Annotated in this window: 19 protein-coding genes; 11 read left to right on the plus strand and 8 right to left on the minus strand. The window is 35.1% G+C overall.

Annotated elements, in window-relative coordinates; all coding sequences use genetic code 11:
• Positions 1-129 precede the first annotated feature (129 nt).
• The 5 genes from QS62_RS03705 to QS62_RS03725 form a co-directional block, all read right to left on the minus strand.
• Entirely contained in the window at positions 130-1179 is a 1050-nt protein-coding gene (locus QS62_RS03705) for a TRAP transporter substrate-binding protein (RefSeq protein WP_066106091.1), read from the minus strand.
• Positions 1180-1209: 30 nt separating this feature from the next.
• Positions 1210-2499, minus strand: a complete 1290-nt coding sequence (locus QS62_RS03710; protein ID WP_066106094.1) for a TRAP transporter large permease — start codon at positions 2497-2499, stop codon at positions 1210-1212.
• Between the two features lie 12 nt (positions 2500-2511).
• The gene (locus tag QS62_RS03715) at positions 2512-3030 is read right to left on the minus strand and encodes a TRAP transporter small permease (protein ID WP_066106099.1); all 519 of its coding nucleotides are present in this window, start codon (positions 3028-3030) and stop codon (positions 2512-2514) included.
• A 281-nt stretch (positions 3031-3311) separates the two neighbouring features.
• Positions 3312-4094 (minus strand): DeoR/GlpR family DNA-binding transcription regulator, encoded by a 783-nt coding sequence (locus QS62_RS03720; protein ID WP_066106102.1) that lies wholly within the window; start codon positions 4092-4094, stop codon positions 3312-3314.
• A 50-nt stretch (positions 4095-4144) separates the two neighbouring features.
• On the minus strand, positions 4145-5047 hold the full coding sequence (locus tag QS62_RS03725; RefSeq protein ID WP_066106105.1) for a sugar kinase: 903 nt from the start codon (positions 5045-5047) through the stop codon (positions 4145-4147).
• 145 nt (positions 5048-5192) lie between these two features.
• Here QS62_RS03725 and yihU point away from each other — a divergent pair, with 145 nt between their 5' ends.
• The 7 genes from yihU (at position 5193) to QS62_RS03760 (ending at position 12637) form a co-directional block, all read left to right on the plus strand.
• Positions 5193-6077 carry a sulfolactaldehyde 3-reductase gene (gene yihU, locus QS62_RS03730; protein WP_066106108.1) on the plus strand — a complete coding sequence of 295 codons (885 nt, stop codon included), beginning with the start codon at positions 5193-5195 and terminating at the stop codon, positions 6075-6077.
• Between the two features lie 16 nt (positions 6078-6093).
• Positions 6094-6966, plus strand: coding sequence for an aldolase (locus QS62_RS03735; RefSeq protein ID WP_066106110.1), 873 nt, complete (start codon positions 6094-6096; stop codon positions 6964-6966).
• Between the two features lie 23 nt (positions 6967-6989).
• Positions 6990-9005: an alpha-glucosidase gene (locus QS62_RS03740; protein ID WP_066106113.1), complete on the plus strand. Its 2016-nt coding sequence runs from the start codon at positions 6990-6992 to the stop codon at positions 9003-9005.
• 19 nt (positions 9006-9024) lie between these two features.
• The gene (locus tag QS62_RS03745; RefSeq protein WP_066106117.1) at positions 9025-10260 is read left to right on the plus strand and encodes an AGE family epimerase/isomerase; all 1236 of its coding nucleotides are present in this window, start codon (positions 9025-9027) and stop codon (positions 10258-10260) included.
• Positions 10261-10326: 66 nt separating this feature from the next.
• Complete coding sequence (locus QS62_RS03750) at positions 10327-11385, plus strand: aldose epimerase family protein (RefSeq protein ID WP_066106120.1); 1059 nt, start codon at positions 10327-10329, stop codon at positions 11383-11385.
• A gap of 11 nt (positions 11386-11396) precedes the next feature.
• Positions 11397-12137, plus strand: a complete 741-nt coding sequence (locus tag QS62_RS03755) for a sulfite exporter TauE/SafE family protein (protein ID WP_197496257.1) — start codon at positions 11397-11399, stop codon at positions 12135-12137.
• Positions 12138-12244: 107 nt separating this feature from the next.
• Positions 12245-12637, plus strand: coding sequence for a hypothetical protein (locus QS62_RS03760; RefSeq protein ID WP_066106126.1), 393 nt, complete (start codon positions 12245-12247; stop codon positions 12635-12637).
• Between the two features lie 53 nt (positions 12638-12690).
• Here the strand turns inward: QS62_RS03760 and gdhA are convergent, their stop codons facing one another.
• The 3 genes from gdhA to focA all read right to left on the minus strand — a co-directional run bounded on the left by gdhA (position 12691) and on the right by focA (position 17452).
• Positions 12691-14031, minus strand: a complete 1341-nt coding sequence (gene gdhA, locus QS62_RS03765) for an NADP-specific glutamate dehydrogenase (protein ID WP_066106171.1) — start codon at positions 14029-14031, stop codon at positions 12691-12693.
• Between the two features lie 225 nt (positions 14032-14256).
• Positions 14257-16569 carry a formate C-acetyltransferase gene (pflB, locus tag QS62_RS03770; protein ID WP_066106129.1) on the minus strand — a complete coding sequence of 771 codons (2313 nt, stop codon included), beginning with the start codon at positions 16567-16569 and terminating at the stop codon, positions 14257-14259.
• A gap of 40 nt (positions 16570-16609) precedes the next feature.
• A complete protein-coding gene (focA, locus tag QS62_RS03775) occupies positions 16610-17452 on the minus strand; it encodes a formate transporter FocA (protein WP_066106132.1) in 843 nt (280 codons plus the stop codon).
• 313 nt (positions 17453-17765) lie between these two features.
• Between focA and hinT the strand changes: the two genes are divergently transcribed.
• From hinT to QS62_RS03795, 4 genes are all read left to right on the plus strand, one after another.
• Entirely contained in the window at positions 17766-18113 is a 348-nt protein-coding gene (gene hinT, locus QS62_RS03780) for a purine nucleoside phosphoramidase (RefSeq protein ID WP_066106134.1), read from the plus strand.
• Between the two features lie 21 nt (positions 18114-18134).
• On the plus strand, positions 18135-18941 hold the full coding sequence (bacA, locus tag QS62_RS03785; RefSeq protein ID WP_066106136.1) for an undecaprenyl-diphosphate phosphatase: 807 nt from the start codon (positions 18135-18137) through the stop codon (positions 18939-18941).
• A 12-nt stretch (positions 18942-18953) separates the two neighbouring features.
• Complete coding sequence (ubiD, locus tag QS62_RS03790; RefSeq protein ID WP_066106139.1) at positions 18954-20420, plus strand: 4-hydroxy-3-polyprenylbenzoate decarboxylase; 1467 nt, start codon at positions 18954-18956, stop codon at positions 20418-20420.
• 116 nt (positions 20421-20536) lie between these two features.
• On the plus strand, positions 20537-20711 hold a 175-nt coding region (locus tag QS62_RS03795), incomplete at its 3' end, for a transaldolase family protein (RefSeq protein ID WP_330997958.1).

Raw genomic sequence — 20711 nt, forward strand, 5'->3', positions numbered from 1 at the left:
CCTATTAAAAATAGGGTGCAGTTTTTTTATTGATTATAAATAAGGATATATGATTTATTTATACAAAAGAATAAGCTCATACTAATTGTAATATGAGCTTATTAAGTTAGTGGAGGATCTATTCAAGTATTATTTTAATGCAGCTTTATCTTCGTCACTAATTTTTGCTTCACAGCTTTTCACTTGATTTTCAAAGATAGTTAACCATTTTTTATGTTCGGCATCACCTGAATTCATATAAGAATCAAGGATTGGTTTTGTTGCTGCTCTGAATTCTGCTTTTTCTTGTTCAGATGGGTTATAAATTTTACCACCTGTCTTTTTGAATTCTTCATAAGCTTCAAATTCTTTCCATTTTGGATAAGCTCTTAAATATTGATTTTGTGCAGCAACGGCGTCAATAACTACTTTTTTCAAATGATCTGGTAATGAATTAAATTTATCGTTATTCATTACCCAAGCTCCACCCATATAACCATGTCCATCTAAGATGATATATTTTAAGCTTTCATTGAGTTTCATTTGAACGATATCTACGATGCTATTCTTAGTTCCATCTACCATGCCTGTAGATAAAGCAGTATATACTTCAGGCCAAGCAATTGGTGTTGGTGCTCCTTCTAATGTTTTTACCAATTGTTGTTGAACAGCTGCTGGTACAGTTCTTAATTTTAATCCTTTAATATCTTTAGGATTATGAATAGATTTTTTTGTTGTAGCAAAGTTGCGCCATCCACCAGAATTGGAAATCATCATTAATCTTAAATTCTGAGTTTTGGCTAATAAATTAGAACGTACATCTGCCATAAATTCAGGGTTATCGTAAACGCATTCTGCTGTACGGTCATCTGGTAATAAATATGGTAAATCAAAAGTTTCAATTGGTTGCCAATAATTAGCTAACTCAGATACGGTAGTTTGGAAATAATCAAACATTCCAGATTGGACTCCTGCTAGGCACTCTTTGGCATTACCACATAGTTGGCCACTAGGATAAATATCAACTGTAATTTCTCCATTAGAATGTGATTCTGCAATATTTTTAAATACTAATAATGATTGGTAATTATAGCTATCAATATTAGTGACAATAGGTACTGTAAATTTGTATTCTGCTGCAGAAGCAAAAGCCGAAGCCATTAAAGAAGAAATTAATAAAAGTTTGTGTGTGTGTTTCATAAGTAATACCTCCAGGTATATTACATTAAGTTACATAAGCCCTAATAATTGTGGTAGCCCTATTACTAAAGCAGGGAAGAATGACATTAAGAAGATAATAAAGAATTCAACACATAAGAATGGAATTATTGCTTTTGATATCTTTTGTAGAGGAACGCCTGATACGCCAGAAGCAACAAATAAAACTAATCCCATTGGTGGAGTTGCTAAACCGATAGATAAGTTAGATACCATCACAACACCAAAGTGTACAGGATCTATACCAACATTGGTCATAATTGGTGCTAAGATTGGTGCGAAAATTAAAATAGCTGGACCTGCATCAAGGAACATTCCAACAATGAATAAGAAGATATTAACGATAAAGAATAAGATATATTTATTGTCAGTTATGGAATATAAGAATTGTGTGATTTTATTGGCTACGCCAGATAAGCTGACTGCTGATGCAAACCCACTAGCCGCTGCTACAATAATTAATATAGCTGATGCACTTACAGCAACTCTAAAAAACATTGGAAAGATATCTTTGATCTTTAAATTTTTCATTACAAATAGAGATAGAATGAGTGCGTAAAGTACTGCAACGGCAGCAGCTTCAGTTGGAGTAAAGATACCACCATAAATACCACCTAGAATGATGACTGGTGTGAGTAATGGTAAAATAGCCATTTTAAAACCAGCTTTTCTTTCCTCTCTAGTTGCTCGTTCAAATTGTTCAACTTCTGGATATTTTTTCATTTGAAAATGATTTACTATCATTAATCCAATACAAAAGATAATTCCAGGAATAACACCTCCCATGAACATAGCTGCGACGGAAGTATTCATTACAAATGCATAGATCAACATGATACCACTAGGTGGAATGATAGTTCCTAAAACTGTAGCCGCTGCAGTAAGAGCTGCAGAGTAAGTTCGATTATATTTGTATCTTTCCATTTCAGGGATTAGCATATTACCAATAGCGGATGTTGCTGCTACAGAAGAGCCTGTTAAGGCGCCAAATAATGTTGCTGCTAAAATCACTACATGGCCTAGACCTCCTTTCATATGACGAACCATTGTTTGTGAGAAAGTTATGATCCTAGTAGTGATACCACCATTAACCATAAATTCTCCAGCTAACATAAAGAAAGGAAGAGCTAATAATAAGAAGCTATCTAACCCAGAATATAGGCGTTGATATAACATATTGATGAATAAGATTTTATCATCTTGGAATAATGCTATTACAGGAGATAGTCCTAAAGAAAATAATACTGGTACACCGATTAAGAGTAATATAAGGAAATATAGTATAAATACAGGAGAAATCATAATTCACCATCCTTAATGATTGGCTAATTGTTTGAAATTTATAAATTGATCTAATTCATAAATAATTTTTTGAAGTACAGAAAGTATCGTAATAGTGAATAGAATTGGTGGCGCTATATAAATGTAATACATTTTTATAGGTAAACTATTAGCCATTACATTTCCTTTAAGGAAAAATAAGTAACCAAAGTATATCCATATAATAAATAAGCAAAGTGCAATAAGGTGGATTAACACTAAAATTATATGAGATAACCTTGTATCATTAATTTTTTCTAATAAAAATGACATAGAAATATTTTTATCTTGTAGATAAATAAGAGGCATACAAAGGTAAGTCATATAAATCATTAAAAAACAAGATAACTCATCCGTCCAATTTAGCGGGGCATTTAATAAATATCTAAAGAGAACTTGTAACAAAACAATGATAGTCATACTGCAGAGCAATATCCCTGCAATTTTTTCACCACATCTAGCTATAGGTGTGTTGATCTTGTTAAGAAATTCCCATATGCGTTTTAAGAACATAATCTGATTCCTTATTTATAGAGATACGAAAAGTATGATTTATTCATGGTATGTACTGCGAGTATGAATAAATTTCGATAATAATCCTACAATGAAAAGAAATAAAAAAACGTGATTAAGTTCACAAATAGATAAATTTGTTTTCGTTTTTTATCATTTTTGATCATTTTGTTTTTTATTGGGATATTTTTAATAGGATAAACGAATAAAAGAGAATAAATGAGAAGGGTAAAATGTTTGATAAAAGAAAACACCTGAACAGGTGTTTTCTTCATGTATTGTTAATGGCTTTTGGCAATATAGAGTTCAACCTTACACTCTTTAATTACACTAAGGAGAGATGATGGGGGTTTTTGATCAGTAAATAACATCATATCTTGCTTTAATGAGTCGATTTCTACAGCAGCTGAAGTATGAAATTTTGAATGATCAACAGCAATAATTTTCTTTTTAGAATTCGCAATCATAGCTTTTACAACAGCAACTTCATTGATATCAAAATCAAGAAGATCTCCTTCGATAGAGATGGCACCAACACTAGTGATTAAAAAATCAGCTCTAAAACTACTGATGAAAGATACCACACTAGGTCCAATGATACCCCCATTGTGTGAACGTAACATGCCACCAACAGTAATTACTTCAAAATTTTTATTTCGATATAACAAGTTGGCTACTCTTAAACTATTAGTAATAATTCGTAGGTTATTTTTGATTTCTAAAGCTTTAGCAATGAATTCTGTAGTAGTACCAATAGTCATAAAAAGAGTAGAACCATCAGGAATATGTTTAACAATTTCATTAGCAATAGCTGTTTTTTCAGCAATATGGGCAGTTTCCCTAATAGAAAATTCTGTGTTTTGAATACTAGAAACTCTACCAGCTCCTCCATGATGACGAGATATAAAACCATCTTTACTTAGAATACGTATATCTCGTCTGATTGTTTGTGTTGTTACATTAAGTGTGCTAGCGAGTTCTTCGTTACTTATATAGCCATTAGACATGACTAGTGCTATTAATTTGTCGTGTCTAGGATTTCCAGTTAATTCTATGTAATCCATAAATTACCTTTTAGATTGGAAATTAAATATTATATACAGCCTCAGTAATACTAACTTATACGATTGTATTGTAAAAAACTGTTAACTTGATCAAGTGTCGGAATGCCTTGTCTTCCACCAGGAGCAGTACATTTTAATGCTGCGACTGCATTTGCGAATGGTATGAGTTTATCATATGGTAATTTGTTTGCTACTGCAAATGCAAAAGCGCCATGAAAAACATCTCCGGCTCCAGTAGTATCAATAACATCCACTGTAAATCCCGGATAATGGTGAATAGTATTCTCTTTGATATATGAGCAGCCTTTTTCTCCTTGAGTGACATAAATATTGTGAGAACAAATTAGACTTGCTTTTTTTAGAGCTGTATCAATATTAGCTTCTGATGTTAATTTTTTTAGTCCTGGCTCAGAGAAAATAACATATTCAGCTAATTCAACTAATTTAGTAATGTCTTGTGGAGTTGTGTCTGCGTCTAAGATACTAGGAATGCCTAGTTCTCTTGCTTTTCTTAGGCTGAACAAAGCTCCTTCATGCCAACGAACATCACACAAAATTGCATCATAATTAGTAAAATCAATTTGATTTAACCATTCTTCTGTAGTTAGTAGGTCTGGGCTAGGATAATTAAGGATAAGTCGTTCACCGGTATGATCTACTAGTATTGCTGATTGTGATGATTGAGCTTGTGGATAAATTTTTACTAAATCCGTATTAACATTGTAGTTATTGAGTTCTGAAATAATAGACTTTCCAATAGTATCGTCACCTAATCTACCAATAAAATCTACCTCATTTCCTAGTTTTGCTATAGCAACCGCAGCTGTGGCAGCTGGGCCACCTCCAACTTCTTGATAGCTATGAGCAACAAATTTTCCAGAAGCACTAGGTAGATGATCTACATAATAAATTCTATCTTGGACGGCAATACCAATACATGCAATTTTACTCATAAATGTTCCTTTTTTTTGTTTTTGATGAATTGTTTTTTAAGTTTTGCATAAATAAAAATTAAAAAAAGTGACGCAGATCACTTTTTCTACATAAAAAAACAAATATGATATAAAACGAACTTAAACGAAAATAAAAGAGGTTTGTATGTCAAATATTGCATTTATTGGCCTGGGACAAATGGGATTTCCTATGGCAAGTAATTTACTAAAAAAAGGTCATACTTTGAAGGTATATGATCTAAATAGAGAACCTGTAAAGAAATTAGAGGAGTTAGGGGCCTTTGCCGCAAATAATCCAAAAGATGCTGCCGAGAATAGTGAATTTATTATCACTATGTTGCCAAATGGGCAATTGGTTAAAGAAGTTATTTTTGGAAAAGATGGTGTAATTGAATCTGTATCTAGTCAGGCATTAATTATTGATATGTCAACGATTCATCCTTTAGAAAGTGATGAAATTAGACAACAGCTAAGTTGTAAAAATATTGAATTTATGGATGCTCCAGTAGGGCGTACATCTGATAATGCTATTTCAGGAACATTGCTTATTTTAGCTGGTGGAACAGATGAGCAAGTGAATAGGGCCTCATCTGTCTTACTTTGTATGGGATCAGAAATTATTAATGCTGGTGGTCCAGGTAAAGGTATTAGAGTGAAATTAATTAATAATTTTATGAGTATTGCATTAAATGCATTATCAGCAGAGGCAGCAACATTATGTGAAGCATTAGGATTGCCTCTTAGTACAGCGATGTCGGTAATGGCAGGAACCCCTGCTAATAAAGGTCATTTTACTACAACTTGGCCAAATAAAGTTTTGAAAGGTGATTTATCCCCAGCATTTATGATTGATTTAGCCCATAAAGACTTAGGTTTAGCACTGGATGTTGCTAATAAATTGCATGTTCCTTTATTTATGGGAAGTGCATCTAGAGAAATTTATAGCCAAGCAAGAGCAAAAGGAAGAGGTAGACAAGATTGGACTGCAATTTTAGAACATGTTCGTGAATGTGCTGGATTGAATAAATAATAGAGAGGATATGGTTATGACAAATTATTCTGTAAAAGATATAGCTAGAAAATCAGGTGGTTTTGCTATGCTCGCTGTTGATCAACGAGAGGCTATGCGTTTGATGTTTGAAAGTAAGTTTCATAGAAAAATTACAGATCAAGAGTTGACAGATTTCAAAGTGAAAGCTGCAAAAATTTTATCTCCTTATGCTTCGGCTGTTTTAGTAGATAATCAATTTAGCTATAAACAAGTAGTAGAACAACAAGCTATATCAGAATGTTCTTCAATGATTGTAGCTAAAGATAAATTTATTCCAGGAAATGGTATTCCTGTAGATCAAGTTTGTCTTGATGATGAAATTGATGCTATGGAAGTTAAGAAGAACGGCGGGAAAGCTTTAAAACTTCTTGTTCTATGGAGAGAAGATGAAGATAAAGAACAAAGATTGGAAATGGTGAAACAATTTAATGCTATTTGTCATTCTGCAGGATTAGTTAGCATTATTGAGCCAGTCGTTCGTCCTCCAAGAATTGGTGATAAATTTGATCGTGAAAAAGCAATTATTGCTGCGGCAAAAGAGTTGGGTGATAGTGGGGCAGATTTATATAAAGGTGAGATGCCATTATGTGGAAATGGTGATTATTCTACTTTATTAGATGCAACGAAAAGATTAAATGAAAACATCAATATGCCTTGGGTGATTTTATCTTCTGGGGTAGCGCCAAATTTATTCCCTAGAGCAGTTAGAATTGCTATGGAAGCGGGAGCATCAGGATTTTTAGCAGGAAGAGCTGTATGGTCGTCTATTGTTGGGTTACCTGATACAGAATTGATGTTGAGAGATATTTCAGTTCCAATTTTACAGAATTTAGGAAATATCGTTGATGAAATTATGGCATCAAGATAAACAATCCAGTTAGAGAGGTTAATATGAAACTCGAACTGATAGAGAATGGTTTCATTATCAAACATAATGAACATGTTTTGATTAAACATACTTCTGAATATCCAGCTTTTTTTATTGGTACTGGTGTGGAAAAAATAGCATCTTATCGGGGAAATTTTGATATTAAAGATCATATTACTGAAAGAATACCACTATGTGCAGTACAGATAAAAAATAATGAGATTGGATTTTCCTATAATGACAGATCTCCAATTATCTTAAATATTACGTTTTCATTAACAGATAGTGAAAATATCCAGTTGAATATTAAGCAAAACCTATCTAGTTACAATCGTTTTTGGGTGAAACTGAACTCAGATCCTGATGAAAAAGTTTGGGGATGTGGTGAACAAATGTCCTATTTTAATTTAAAGGGTAGAAATTTCCCTTTATGGACATCTGAACCTGGCGTAGGAAGAGATAAAAATACTGAGATTACATTTTTATCTGATAAATATAATAAAGCTGGAGGTGATTACTATCACACTAATTATCCTCAACCTACCTTTTTATCGTCTTATCATTATGCATTTCATGTAAATACCACCGCATTCTCTGATTTTGATTTTAGCCACGATTTCTATCATGAACTGATGATATGGGAAGTGCCTGAATCGATTGAGATTTATGCTGGAGACACCTTTTTAAAACTTATTGAAAAATTAAGTTTACGTTTTGGTCGTCAACCAAAATTACCAGAGTGGATCTATAACGGTATTATTTTGGGGTTGAAAGGTGGCGAGGAAAATTCGTTTTCTCGTTTGGAAAATGCTCTAAATCATCAAATACCTGTTGCTGGATTATGGTGTGAAGACTGGGCAGGAATCCGGGAAACAAGCTTTGGGAAAAGATTATTCTGGAATTGGGAATGGAGTAAGAAACGCTATCCTCGTTTAGATAAAAAAATTCAAGAGTTACGTGACAAGAATATCAGATTTTTAGCATATGTAAGCCCATATCTTTGTGAAGATGGGGAACTATATAAAGTAGCTAAGGAAAAGGGATTATTTGCATTAAATGCTAAAAACGAGGTTGCTTTAGTAGACTTTGGTGAGTTCTTTTGTGGGGTTCTCGATTTTACTAAAAAAGATACTCGAGAATGGTTTAAGAATGAAATTCTTAAGAAGAATTTACTTGATTTGGGTATTTCTGGATGGATGGCTGATTTTGGGGAGTATCTACCTACAGAAGATATTTATTTAACTAATCATGTGGATGCAGTATTAATGCATAATGCATGGCCAACTTTATGGGCTTCTGTGAATCGTGAAGCTCTTCAAGAGAGAGGACTTGAGGGAGAAGTGATCTTTTTCATGAGATCAGGATTCACTAATTCACAACGTTATTGTCCTTTACTATGGGCAGGTGATCAATGCGTAGATTTTTCTAGACATGATGGTTTGAATACGGTGATTTGTGGTGCGTTATCAGCAGGTTTATTAGGTAATGCATATCATCATAGTGATATAGGTGGTTATACCAGTTTATTTGGTTTGCGTAGAACTAAAGAACTATTCGAACGTTGGATTGATATGGCTGTATTTACACCTGTGATGAGAACCCATGAAGGCAATCGTCCTGATGAAAATTTCCAATTTGATCAAGATGAAAGCACTTTATGTCATATGGCAAGGATGGTGAAGATCTATAAACATTTAGTTCCTTATTTGAAATCGTTAGTTAATGAAGCTTTTGAAAAAGGATATCCTGTTCAAAGACCATTATTTGTTCATTTTGAGAGCGATTTAAATACGTATGATATTCAAGATCAATATATGTATGGTTCTGAATTACTTGTTGCGCCAGTACATAAACAAGGAGTTACTGAGTGGAAAGTCTACTTACCAGCTAAAGAAACTTGGGTATATGTTTGGAATGGGCAACAAATTCAAGGTGGACAATATATCACTGTACCTGCACCAATAGGACAACCACCTATTTTTTATCGGAAAAATAGTGCTTGGGGTGATTTGTTTAAGAATATTGTAAATATTAAGTAACAGTTAAAAGGATAATTGTATGAAATGGATAAAAACTGCAGCGCATAATCGTTGGTTAGAAAATGAATTAGATCGTATTTTTGAATTTGGTTACAAGTCTGTTGTTCCAACTGGATTTGGTTGGATTGGAAATAACGGACAAATTCGAAAGGAAATGGGTACTCAATTGTGGATTACTGCACGTATGTTGCACGTTTATTCTTTAGCGGCATTAATGGGGAGACCAGGGGCATATCAATTGGTAGAGCATGGTATTAATGCTTTGAATGGCGTATTACGTGATAAAACTTATGGGGGTTGGTATGCTAATGTCGATGATAATGGTGTTATTGATTCCTCAAAACAAGGTTATCAGCATTTCTTTGTATTGTTAGGTGCGGCGAGTGCTACATTCACTGGGCATCCTAAGGCACAGGCATTACTCAATGATGCGATTGATATTATAGAAAAGTATTTCTGGAGTGAAGAAGAGCAAATGTGCTTAGAATCATGGAACGAATCTTTCACTGAAACAGAACAATATAGAGGTGGGAATGCTAATATGCATGCCGTAGAAGCATTCCTCATTGTGTATGAAGCAACAAAAGATAAAAAATGGTTAGATAGAGCATTAAGAATTGCATCTGTTATTATTCATGATGTTGCTAGAAATAATCATTATAGAGTAAATGAACATTTTGACCCATCTTGGAAACCTATAAGAGATTATAATAAAGATAATCCAGCAAGCCACTTCAGAGCATTTGGCGGTACTCCAGGCCACTGGATTGAATGGGGTAGATTGATGTTACATTTACGAGCTACATTATTAAAAATTAATGCAGATACACCTGAATGGTTGCTTGAAGATGCGAAAAATTTATTTGCTGCAGGAATTCGCGATGCTTGGTCAGTGGATGGTGCCCCAGGGTTTGTTTATTCAGTAGATTGGGATGGTAAACCAATTGTAAGAGAAAGAATCCGTTGGGTAATTGTAGAAGCAATTGGAACAGCGTATGCATTATATTCAGTTACAAAAGACTGTACATATGAAAAATATTATCAGGAGTTTTGGGATTATTGTAGGACTTATCTTATTGATTATGAAACAGGTTCATGGTGGCAAGAATTAGATATACATAATAAAGCTTCTAGTAAAGTGTGGGATGGTAAACAAGATATTTATCATTTAATGCATTGTTTGTTAGTTCCTAGACTTCCTTTAACTCCAGGATTAGCTCCAGCTCTCGCTGCTGGGCTTCTTGATAAGGAATAAATTTTTAAAAGTACTTAATCGAATGATTAAGTACTTTTATTTTTAGGTGGTAAGGGAGTGGGATATATGAAATTGTATATAGAAGAATTTGGACATATTAATAAAGAACGTGTTGATCTGATTACATTATCGAATAATAGAGGTACAACTCTTAGTGTTATGAATTATGGTTGCATAATTACCTCATTGATTATGGCAGACAAGCATGGTTGTCTTGATGATATTGTTCTTGGTTATGATTGTTTAGAAAAATATTTAGTAAAGCATCCTTTTTTTGGTGCTGTAGTAGGGCGATATGCTAATCGTATTGAACAAGGTGAATTTTTTATAAAAAATCCTCAATATGATCTGGAATATAATGAGGAAACGACAGGACAACATATTCATGGAGGTATTAGAGGGTTTGATAAATATATTTGGGCATATGATATAGAGAATAAAGAAAGATCAATTATGATTCATTTCCACAGAGTGTCTGTTGATGGTGAATCAGGTTACCCAGGAAATTTATTGGTTAGTCATACTATTGGTTTGGATGAAGATAATAATGTTTTTCTTAATTTTTCCGCAATAACTGATAAAACAACAATTATTAATTTAACTAATCATACTTACTATAATTTATTGGGTCATAATAAAGGAAATATATCTGGTCATTATTTGAAGTTGTTTAGTGATTTTTATACTCCTGTCAAAGATAAAATAATTACTACAGGTGAAATTAGGAGTGTAAAAGATTCAGGTCTAGATTTTACTAATTTGACGATGATTAGTAAAAATATGGAAAAATTACCAAATAAAGAAATTGATACTAATTTTATTTTGCGTGGTGATATATCTTTTGACAAATATTTGAAAGCAGCAGAACTTTATGAACCAGTTAGTGGAAGAGTAATGCAGGTGATAACTACACAGCCTGCCGTTCAAGTTTATAATGCTTCAAAATTATCTAATAAAAAGTGGATTGGAAAAGAAAATTATATTTATCACTCATTTGATGGTATTTGTTTTGAAACTCAACATTTCCCAAATAGTCCTAACTATTGTCATTTTCCTAGTACATTATTAGAACCTAATATGGTTTACGTTCAAAAAACAATATTTTCTTTTGATATTAGAAGTTAAAGAGGAATTTTATGATGATTGATAATATTCTTATAATCTCTTTAATTATTTTTTTAGGAAGTTTTACTCAAGGATTAACGGGATTTGGTTTAGCATTAGTGTCTGTACCTCTATTATCTATGTGTCTGGATGTGAAATTAGCAATTCCAATCGCAGGTATTTTTGGCTGGCTAGTAACTTTTCCAATCGTATGGAAAATGAAAAATCATATTAAATGGAAAGTAACAATTATTTTATTTATAGGATCTTTACCGGGATCTTTGCTAGGCGCTAATTTATTAAAATACTTACCATCAGAAGTGATTTTAGTCACTATGGGAATAATATTAGTTATATCAAGTTTATATTCTCTTTTTTCTAGAGTAAGCCTTATTAAGAAAGAATCGTACCCAGTTAGTTTATTTATGGGATTTCTTTCTGGTTCAATGGGAGCAAGTGTAGGTGAAGCAGGCCCTCCAGTGATTGCATATACTTCAATGATGCCTTGGACGAATGATGAAACAAAAGCAACTTTAGTATCTTTTTTTATGTTACAGATGATTGGTGCTATAGTTGGATTTTGGTATAAGGATCTTTTGACGGGAGAAGTTTTATCATATGTGATGAAAATATTTCCTGCATTTTGTATTGGGCTTTTAGTTGGACTGTTTGGTTATCAATTGATGCACAAATTTAATATTAATTATCATAAAATCGTGTATTGTTTTTTGATTATTATTGGTAGTGTTTTAATTGTGAAAAACATATTTTAGCAATTGAATGAAAAATAGAGAGAAAAATTTTAGTAAAAAATACAGCTATTCATCAGAAATGATTAGTAGTATGCTTAATATCATAATGAATAGTATGGATAACCGTTATGACTAAAGTATTAACTATCTTTATTTCTATCATGATACTTGCCAGCTGTGCTTTATCTCCTGAAGAACAACGAGCAAGGGAAGAGGCGAAAGTTCGTCAGCAACAAGCATTACAGGTTTCTCTAGCAAAACAATGTGATGAAGAAACAGCGTATTTGATGAAACGTCATTTTGATCAAGATATTGGTTTAACTGAAAAACAGCAAAAAGAGTTTAAAGCAGAATATACCAAAAAAGTGAATGATCCGATGTTCCAAGCTTGTTATAAATTGGCATTACAAAATTATATGGCAGAACAGCAAATTAGACAGATGGAAATTGAAAGACAATTCTATGAAGATTATCCACCTTATGATTTAGGCAGACCATTATTTCATCGTCGTTATTGGTAAACATAAGCCCTTGTGAGATACACAAGGGCTTTTTAATAGACAAGTAATTCTTTTTAAACAATACCCTGAGCCAACATTGCATCTGCTACTTTGCGGAAACCAGCAATATTTGCGCCATTTACATAGTTGATATAGCCGCTGCTTTCACTACCGTTGGCAACACAGTTTTCATGGATGTTTGCCATAATATCAAATAAGCGTTGATCCACTTCTTCTCTTGACCAAGAAAGGCGAATAGCATTTTGGCTCATTTCTAAACCTGAAGTGGCAACACCGCCGGCGTTACTCGCTTTTCCTGGAGCATATAGAATTTTCGCATCAATAAATGCAGTTACTGCACCAAGAGTTGATGGCATATTGGCGCCTTCTGCTACGCAAATACAGCCATTTTGTAATAAGGTTTTTGCATCATCTGCATCGAGTTCATTTTGGGTAGCGCAAGGTAGCGCGACATCACAAGGAACAGACCAAGGTTTTTGGTTAGCAAAATAAGCTAAACCTTGTTCTTTCGCATAAACCGCAATACGTTCACGACGAATTTCTTTTAATTCAATTAAAGCGGCAAGTTGTGCTTCCGTCATACCACTATCCGGGAATTTTACATAGCCATTAGAATCTGACATAGTCAGAACTTTTGCCCCTAACTGAATCGCTTTTTCTGCCGCATATTGTGCAACATTTCCTGCACCAGAAATAAGAACACGTTTACCTTCAATACTTTGACCACGAGTTTTTAACATATGCTGTGCAAAATATACTGTGCCATAGCCAGTTGCTTCAGGACGAATTAAACTTCCTCCATAAGCTAAGCCTTTACCGGTTAATACTGAAGCAAATTCATTACGTACACGTTTATATTGACCAAATAGATAACCAATTTCGCGGCCACCGACACCAATATCGCCTGCAGGAACATCAAGATCTGCACCAATGTGACGCGATAATTCCGTCATAAAGGCTTGGCAGAAACGCATCACTTCAGCATCAGATTTACCTTTAGGATCAAAATCTGAACCACCTTTACCACCGCCCATTGGCAAGGTAGTGAGTGCATTTTTAAATACTTGTTCAAAGGCTAAGAATTTTAAAACGCCAAGATCAACAGTTGGATGGAAACGTAAACCACCTTTATATGGACCAATTGCGGAATTCATTTGAATTCTATAACCGCGATTTACTTGAACTTTACCTTGGTCGTCAACCCAAGAAACGCGGAACATTACAATACGCTCTGGTTCAACAATACGTTCTAAAAGGCTATCTTGTGAATATTTAGGATTTTTTGCAAGGAATGGAGCTAGACTACTGAATACTTCTTCTACTGCTTGATGAAATGGTGCTTGACCAGGATCCCGTTGTTTAATTTTTTCAAATAAAAGTGTTAAGTCATACATAGTTGTTTTCCCTATTGTTGTTGTGTTTGATACTGTTGACAGTCTAACAAGCATAATGATCGCTTGACCAGCATCTTTAACAAAAACAGAAAACGCATTATGTTTCATATAAATAATGCTAATTTTTTTGCATTTTGTGTAATTTCAGGTGGTATTTAGACAACGGAGAAAGAAAAAAGCTGCCCCGAAGGACAGCTTTAAGATATGTAGTTAAGAGAATCTACATTACATAGATTGGGTAAAGGTACGAGTAATAACGTCTTGTTGTTGCTCTTTAGTTAAAGAGTTGAAACGTACTGCGTAACCTGAAACACGAATGGTTAATTGAGGATATTTCTCAGGATTTTCCATCGCGTCTAATAACATTTCACGATTCATTACGTTTACATTTAAGTGTTGACCGCCTTCAACAGTTGCTTCGTGGTGGAAGTAACCATCCATTAAGCCTGCAAGGTTACGTTTTTGAGCTTCGTAATCTTTACCTAACGCATTTGGTACGATTGAGAAGGTGTAAGAAATACCATCTTTCGCATACGCAAATGGAAGTTTAGCAACAGATGTTAATGAAGCAACCGCACCTTTTTGGTCACGTCCATGCATTGGGTTCGCACCTGGTCCGAATGGTGCACCAGCACGACGACCATCAGGAGTATTACCAGTTTTCTTACCGTAAACTACGTTAGAAGTGATAGTTAATACAGATTGAGTCGGTACTGCATTACGATAAGTTTTAAGTTTTTGAATTTTCTTCATGAAACGTTCAACTAAGTCGCAAGCGATTTCATCAACGCGGCTGTCGTTGTTACCGAATTGTGGATATTCACCTTCGATTTCGAAGTCGATAGCAACATCTTTCGCTACTACATTACCATCTTTATCTTTGATGTCGCCACGAACTGGTTTAACTTTCGCATATTTAATTGCTGAAAGTGAGTCAGCAGCAACAGATAATCCAGCGATACCACAAGCCATAGTACGATATACATCACGATCATGTAATGCCATTAATGAAGCTTCGTAGCTGTATTTGTCGTGCATATAGTGGATGATATTTAATGCAGTTACATATTGTCTTGCTAACCAATCCATGAAGCTGTCCATACGAGTCATTACATCGTCGAAGTCAAGGTATTCAGTCTTGATTGGATCAGTTTTTGGACCAACTTGCATACCGTTTTTCTCATCAATACCACCATTGATTGAGTAAAGCATAGTTTTCGCTAAGTTTGCACGAGCACCGAAGAATTGCATTTGTTTACCAACAACCATTGGGCTTACGCAGCAAGCGATCGCATAGTCATCGTTGTTGAAGTCTGGACGCATTAAATCGTCGTTTTCGTATTGAACAGAAGAAGTATCAATAGAAACTTTTGCACAGAAACGTTTGAAGTTTTCTGGTAATTTTTCAGACCAAAGAATAGTCATATTTGGTTCTGGTGATGGACCCATTGTATAAAGGGTATTTAAGAAACGGAATGTATTTTTAGTAACTAAAGTACGTCCGTCTAAGCCCATACCGCCAAGAGATTCTGTTGCCCAAATTGGGTCGCCAGAGAATAATTGATCGTATTCTGGAGTACGTAAGAAACGTACCATACGTAATTTCATTACTAAGTGGTCAATTAATTCTTGTGCTTGTTCTTCAGTGATTTTACCTGCTTTAAGGTCACGTTCGATATAGATATCTAAGAATGAAGATACACGACCGAATGACATTGCAGCACCGTTTTGTGATTTAACAGCGGCTAAGTAACCGAAGTAAGTCCATTGTACAGCTTCTTTTGCGTTAGTTGCTGGACCAGAAATATCACAACCATAAGTTGCAGCCATTTGTTTGATTTGGCCTAATGCACGATGTTGTTCAGCAATTTCTTCACGTAATTGGATAGTCATTTGTAAATCTTCGCCACTTTCTAAGCGAGGTTGTAGTGAAGTAAATTGTTTGAATTTGTCAGCCATTAAGAAGTCGATACCGTAAAGTGCAACACGACGGTAGTCACCGATAATACGACCACGACCATAAGCATCTGGTAAACCAGTTAACACACCAGATTTACGGCAGCGTAAGATATCTGGAGTATAAACATCAAATACACCTTGGTTGTGGGTTTTACGATATTCAGTAAAGATTTTCTTCACTTGTGGATCAAGTTCACGACCATAAACTTTACATGAACCTTCCACCATTTTGATACCACCAAACGGGATAATTGCACGTTTTAATGGAGCATCAGTTTGTAAACCAACGATTTGTTCTAACTCTTTCTCAATATAACCAGCTGGGTGAGAAATGATAGTTGAAGGGATATCTGTATCGAAATCAAGAGGTTCGTGAGTACGGTTTTCCTCTTTGATACCTTCCATTACTTTGTTCCAAAGCTTAGTAGTTGCTGCAGTTGCGCCAGCTAAGAATGATTCGTCACCTTCATAAGGGGTGTAGTTACGTTGAATAAAATCACGTACGTTTACATTTTGTTGCCAGTCGCCAGCTTCAAAACCAGCCCATGCTTTTTGTTGTTGCTCAGTTAATTGAGTCATAATCGTTTCCTTCATTAAATGAATAATAAAAAATAAATCTTTAGTGCGCTTTGGCTAAGAAGCGATGGAATAAGCCAATACAAATCGCACCACCAACAATATTACCTAATGTCACTGGGATAAGGTTTTTCACAATAAAGTGATACACATCAAGATCAGCATAAAGTGAAGCATCAATACCCAAGTGCTGCCAAAATTCAGGACTGCTATAGTGAGCAGTAATAATGCCCATTGGAATCATAAACATATTTGCTACGCAGTGTTCAAAACCGGAAGCAACGAACATTCCAATTGGTAAAATCATAATAAATGCTTTATCGGTTACAGTACGACCAGAGTAAGCCATCCACACTGCAACACAAACCATAATGTTACATAAGATTCCTAAAGAGAATGCTTCTAACCAAGTATGGTGAATTTTATGTTGTGCAGTTTTAAGAATGGTTAAACCCCATTGCCCGTCCGCTGCCATAGTTTGACCCGCAAACCAAATTAAAGCGACGATAATTAGGCTTCCTGCAAAGTTACCGAAATAAACCACTAACCAATTACGCAACATCTGTGCAGTTGTAATACGACCAGAAGCCTTTGCGGTAATAGTTAAAGTAGAAGAAGTAAAAAGTTCTGTCCCTAGAATAACCACCATAATCACGCCGAGGGCAAACACTAAACCGCCAACCAATTTAGCTAGACCCCAAGAGGCGTTATTTAATCCTGTTTGAGTAGTGGTATAAAAAACAAATGCTAGTGCAATACATGCGCCAGCAGAAATGCCTGATGCAAAGGATAGAAAAGGTTTTTTTTGTGCTTTATAAGCGGCAACGTCTTCCGCAAGATTTGTCATTTCTGTTGGATTCAGTGCTACTGTTGTCGCATCTTTCATAAAGACGATTTCCTTTTTCAAAAAAATTTTATATTTTCAAAAAATTTCGGTAATTATAAAAATTTTTGAAAAAAATACATAGTAATTTTATGGATAGATTTTATCCTTTTGCATTGTAGTTGATACAGATCAAATTTTAAATAGAGGTATGCTGACGATGTTAAAAAAGTGTTATTAAACAATGATCTAAAGTTTTCTACGCTTTTACAAGCATAACAAAAAAAATTTTTTTATAATAAATACCGATTGGTTTGAGCATTTTAGATAATTGTATTGTCTAAGCGGCGTTTTTTATTATTTAGGAGAAAGTGTTATGACAACTGAAACCATTTTTAGCAAAATTATTCGTAAGGAAATTCCGGCTGATATCGTTTATCAAGATGAGCAGGTAACAGCTTTTCGTGATATCGCACCACAAGCACCAACTCATATTCTTATTATTCCTAATAAAATTATTCCAACCGTTAATGATGTGACTGCTGAAGATGAACAAGTATTAGGACATCTTTTTGTGGTAGCAGCGAAAATTGCCAAAGAACAAGGTATTGCCGAAGACGGTTATCGTTTAATTGTGAATTGCAATAAGCATGGTGGACAAGAAGTATTTCATTTACATATGCACTTAGTAGGCGGTAAACAGCTTGGTAAAATGTTGCCGTAATCAGTTTAGAGGATTATTTGGATGTCAGAATTATTGATTGCCTTTATTTTAGGTTGTGTTGAAGGATTAACCGAATTTTTGCCTGTATCATCAACAGGACATATGATTATTGCAGGGCATTTCCTTGGCTTTGAAGGGGAAAAAGCCGCAACTTTCGAAGTGATTATTCAATTGGGTTCCATTTTAGCGGTCATTTTTGTCTATTGGCGCAAAATGTTTGGTCTAATTGGTATTCATTTTGGTGAGAAAGTTGATCGTAGCCAACCGCATTTAAATTTAATCCATATTATTTTAGGAATGATTCCTGCGGTGGTATTGGGTTTAGTTTTTCATTCCTCGATTAAAGCATTATTCAATATTCATAATGTGATTGGTTCTTTAGTGGCTGGTGGGATTTTATTAATTCTGGCAGAAAAATTTAGACCGCAAAAAGCGTACGCGGAAGAAGTCGATCAAATTAGCTATCGTCAAGCTTTTGCGATTGGTCTATTTCAATGTTTAGCTTTATTTCCAGGTTTCTCGCGTTCTGGTGCAACCATTTCTGGTGGTTTGTTAATGGGAGTTGGTAAAAAAGCTGCGGCGGAATATTCTTTCATCTTAGCAGTGCCAATGATGATTGGTGCAACAGGCTTGGATCTGTATAAGAGTTTACCATTCCTTTCTATGAGTGATTTACCAATGTTTGCGGTTGGTTTTGTCACAGCATTTATTGTTGCAATGATAGCGATTAGAACGTTCTTACATCTTATCGGTAAGATTTCGTTTGTATCTTTTGCGATTTATCGTTTTATTTTGGCATTATTGTTGGCGTGGATAGTGCTGGCATAAGAGGACAATAGGGTGAAATATAAAAACTTACGCGAATTTATTGCATTGCTTGAACAACAAGGGGAACTGAAACGTATTTCCCATGAAATTGATCCTTACTTAGAAATGACAGAAATTGCTGACCGAACTTTGCGTAAAGGTGGTCCGGCGTTGTTGTTTGAAAACCCTAAAGGATTTGCTATGCCAGTGCTTTGTAACCTATTTGGTACTGCAAGACGTGTAGCCTTAGGAATGGGGCAAGAAGATGTGAGTGCATTGCGTGAAGTAGGGAAGTTATTGGCATTTCTGAAGGAGCCTGAACCGCCAAAAGGGCTTAAAGATCTGTTCAACAGTATTTCGCAATTTCGCCCTGTGTTAAATATGCCGACCAAAACGATTAACCATCCATCTTGCCAAGATGTGGTATGGAAAGATGATGAAGTTGATTTGTATCGTCTGCCTATTATGCAATGTTGGCCTGATGATGTTGCACCATTAGTTACGTGGGGATTAACTGTTACCAAAGGGCCGTATAAAAAACGACAAAATTTAGGAATTTATCGTCAGCAATTGATTGGTAAAAATAAATTGATTATGCGTTGGCTTTCTCATCGTGGCGGTGCATTAGATTTCCAAGAGTGGCAGGAAGTGCATCCAGGTGAGAAATTCCCAGTGGTAGTAGCATTAGGGGCGGATCCGGCAACGATTTTAAGTGCGGTAACGCCAATTCCAGATACGTTGTCTGAATATGCTTTTGCTGGATTGTTGCGTGGCAATAAAACAGAAGTGGCAAAAGCATTAAGTTGTGATTTGGAAATTCCTGCTGGCGCAGAGATCGTATTAGAAGGTTATATTGATCCTGAAGAAAAGGCATTGGAAGGGCCATATGGCGATCATACAGGTTATTACAATGAGCAGGAGTATTTCCCTGTCTTTACCGTCACCCATATTACGATGTGTAAAGATCCGATTTATCACTCAACTTATACTGGTCGGCCACCTGATGAACCAGCAGTGTTAGGTGAGGCGTTAAACGAGGTCTTTATTCCGATTTTACAAAAACAATTTCCTGAGATTGTTGATTTCTATTTACCGCCGGAAGGCTGTTCTTATCGGTTAGCGGTGGTGACAATGAAAAAACAATATGCAGGTCATGCGAAACGAGTAATGATGGGCGTTTGGTCGTTTTTACGCCAATTTATGTACACAAAATTTGTCATTGTTTGTGATGATGATGTGAATGCAAGGGATTGGAAAGATGTGATTTGGGCGATCACTACGCGTTGTGATCCTGCTCGTGATCTTACTTTAGTTGAGAATACGCCTATTGATTATCTGGATTTTGCATCACCTGTTGCAGGTTTAGGTTCCAAAATGGGCATTGATGCAACCAATAAATGGCCAGGTGAAACACAACGAGAATGGGGCAAACCGATTAAGAAAGATCCTGCGGTAGTCGCGCGAATTGATCAAATTTGGCAAGAGCTTGGTATTGAATAATTGATTAGTTTGAATGATAGCAATAATTACCATGTAACTGACTACTCATTCCATTCTTTTATGTGATACCATGAGTGAGTTTTTTCAGACACAAGACACAATAAAGGAGTAAATTCATGTCTCAACTCGACGCACTACGTAAAATGACTGTGGTTGTAGCAGATACTGGTGATATCGAAGCAATCAAAAAATACCAACCAGAAGATGCGACAACAAACCCATCACTTGTATTAAGCGCTTCCCAATTACCACAATATGCTTCATTAATCGACGAAGCTGTTGCTTATGCGA

The organism is Gallibacterium salpingitidis, from assembly GCF_001678495.1.
Taxonomy (GTDB): domain Bacteria; phylum Pseudomonadota; class Gammaproteobacteria; order Enterobacterales; family Pasteurellaceae; genus Gallibacterium; species Gallibacterium salpingitidis.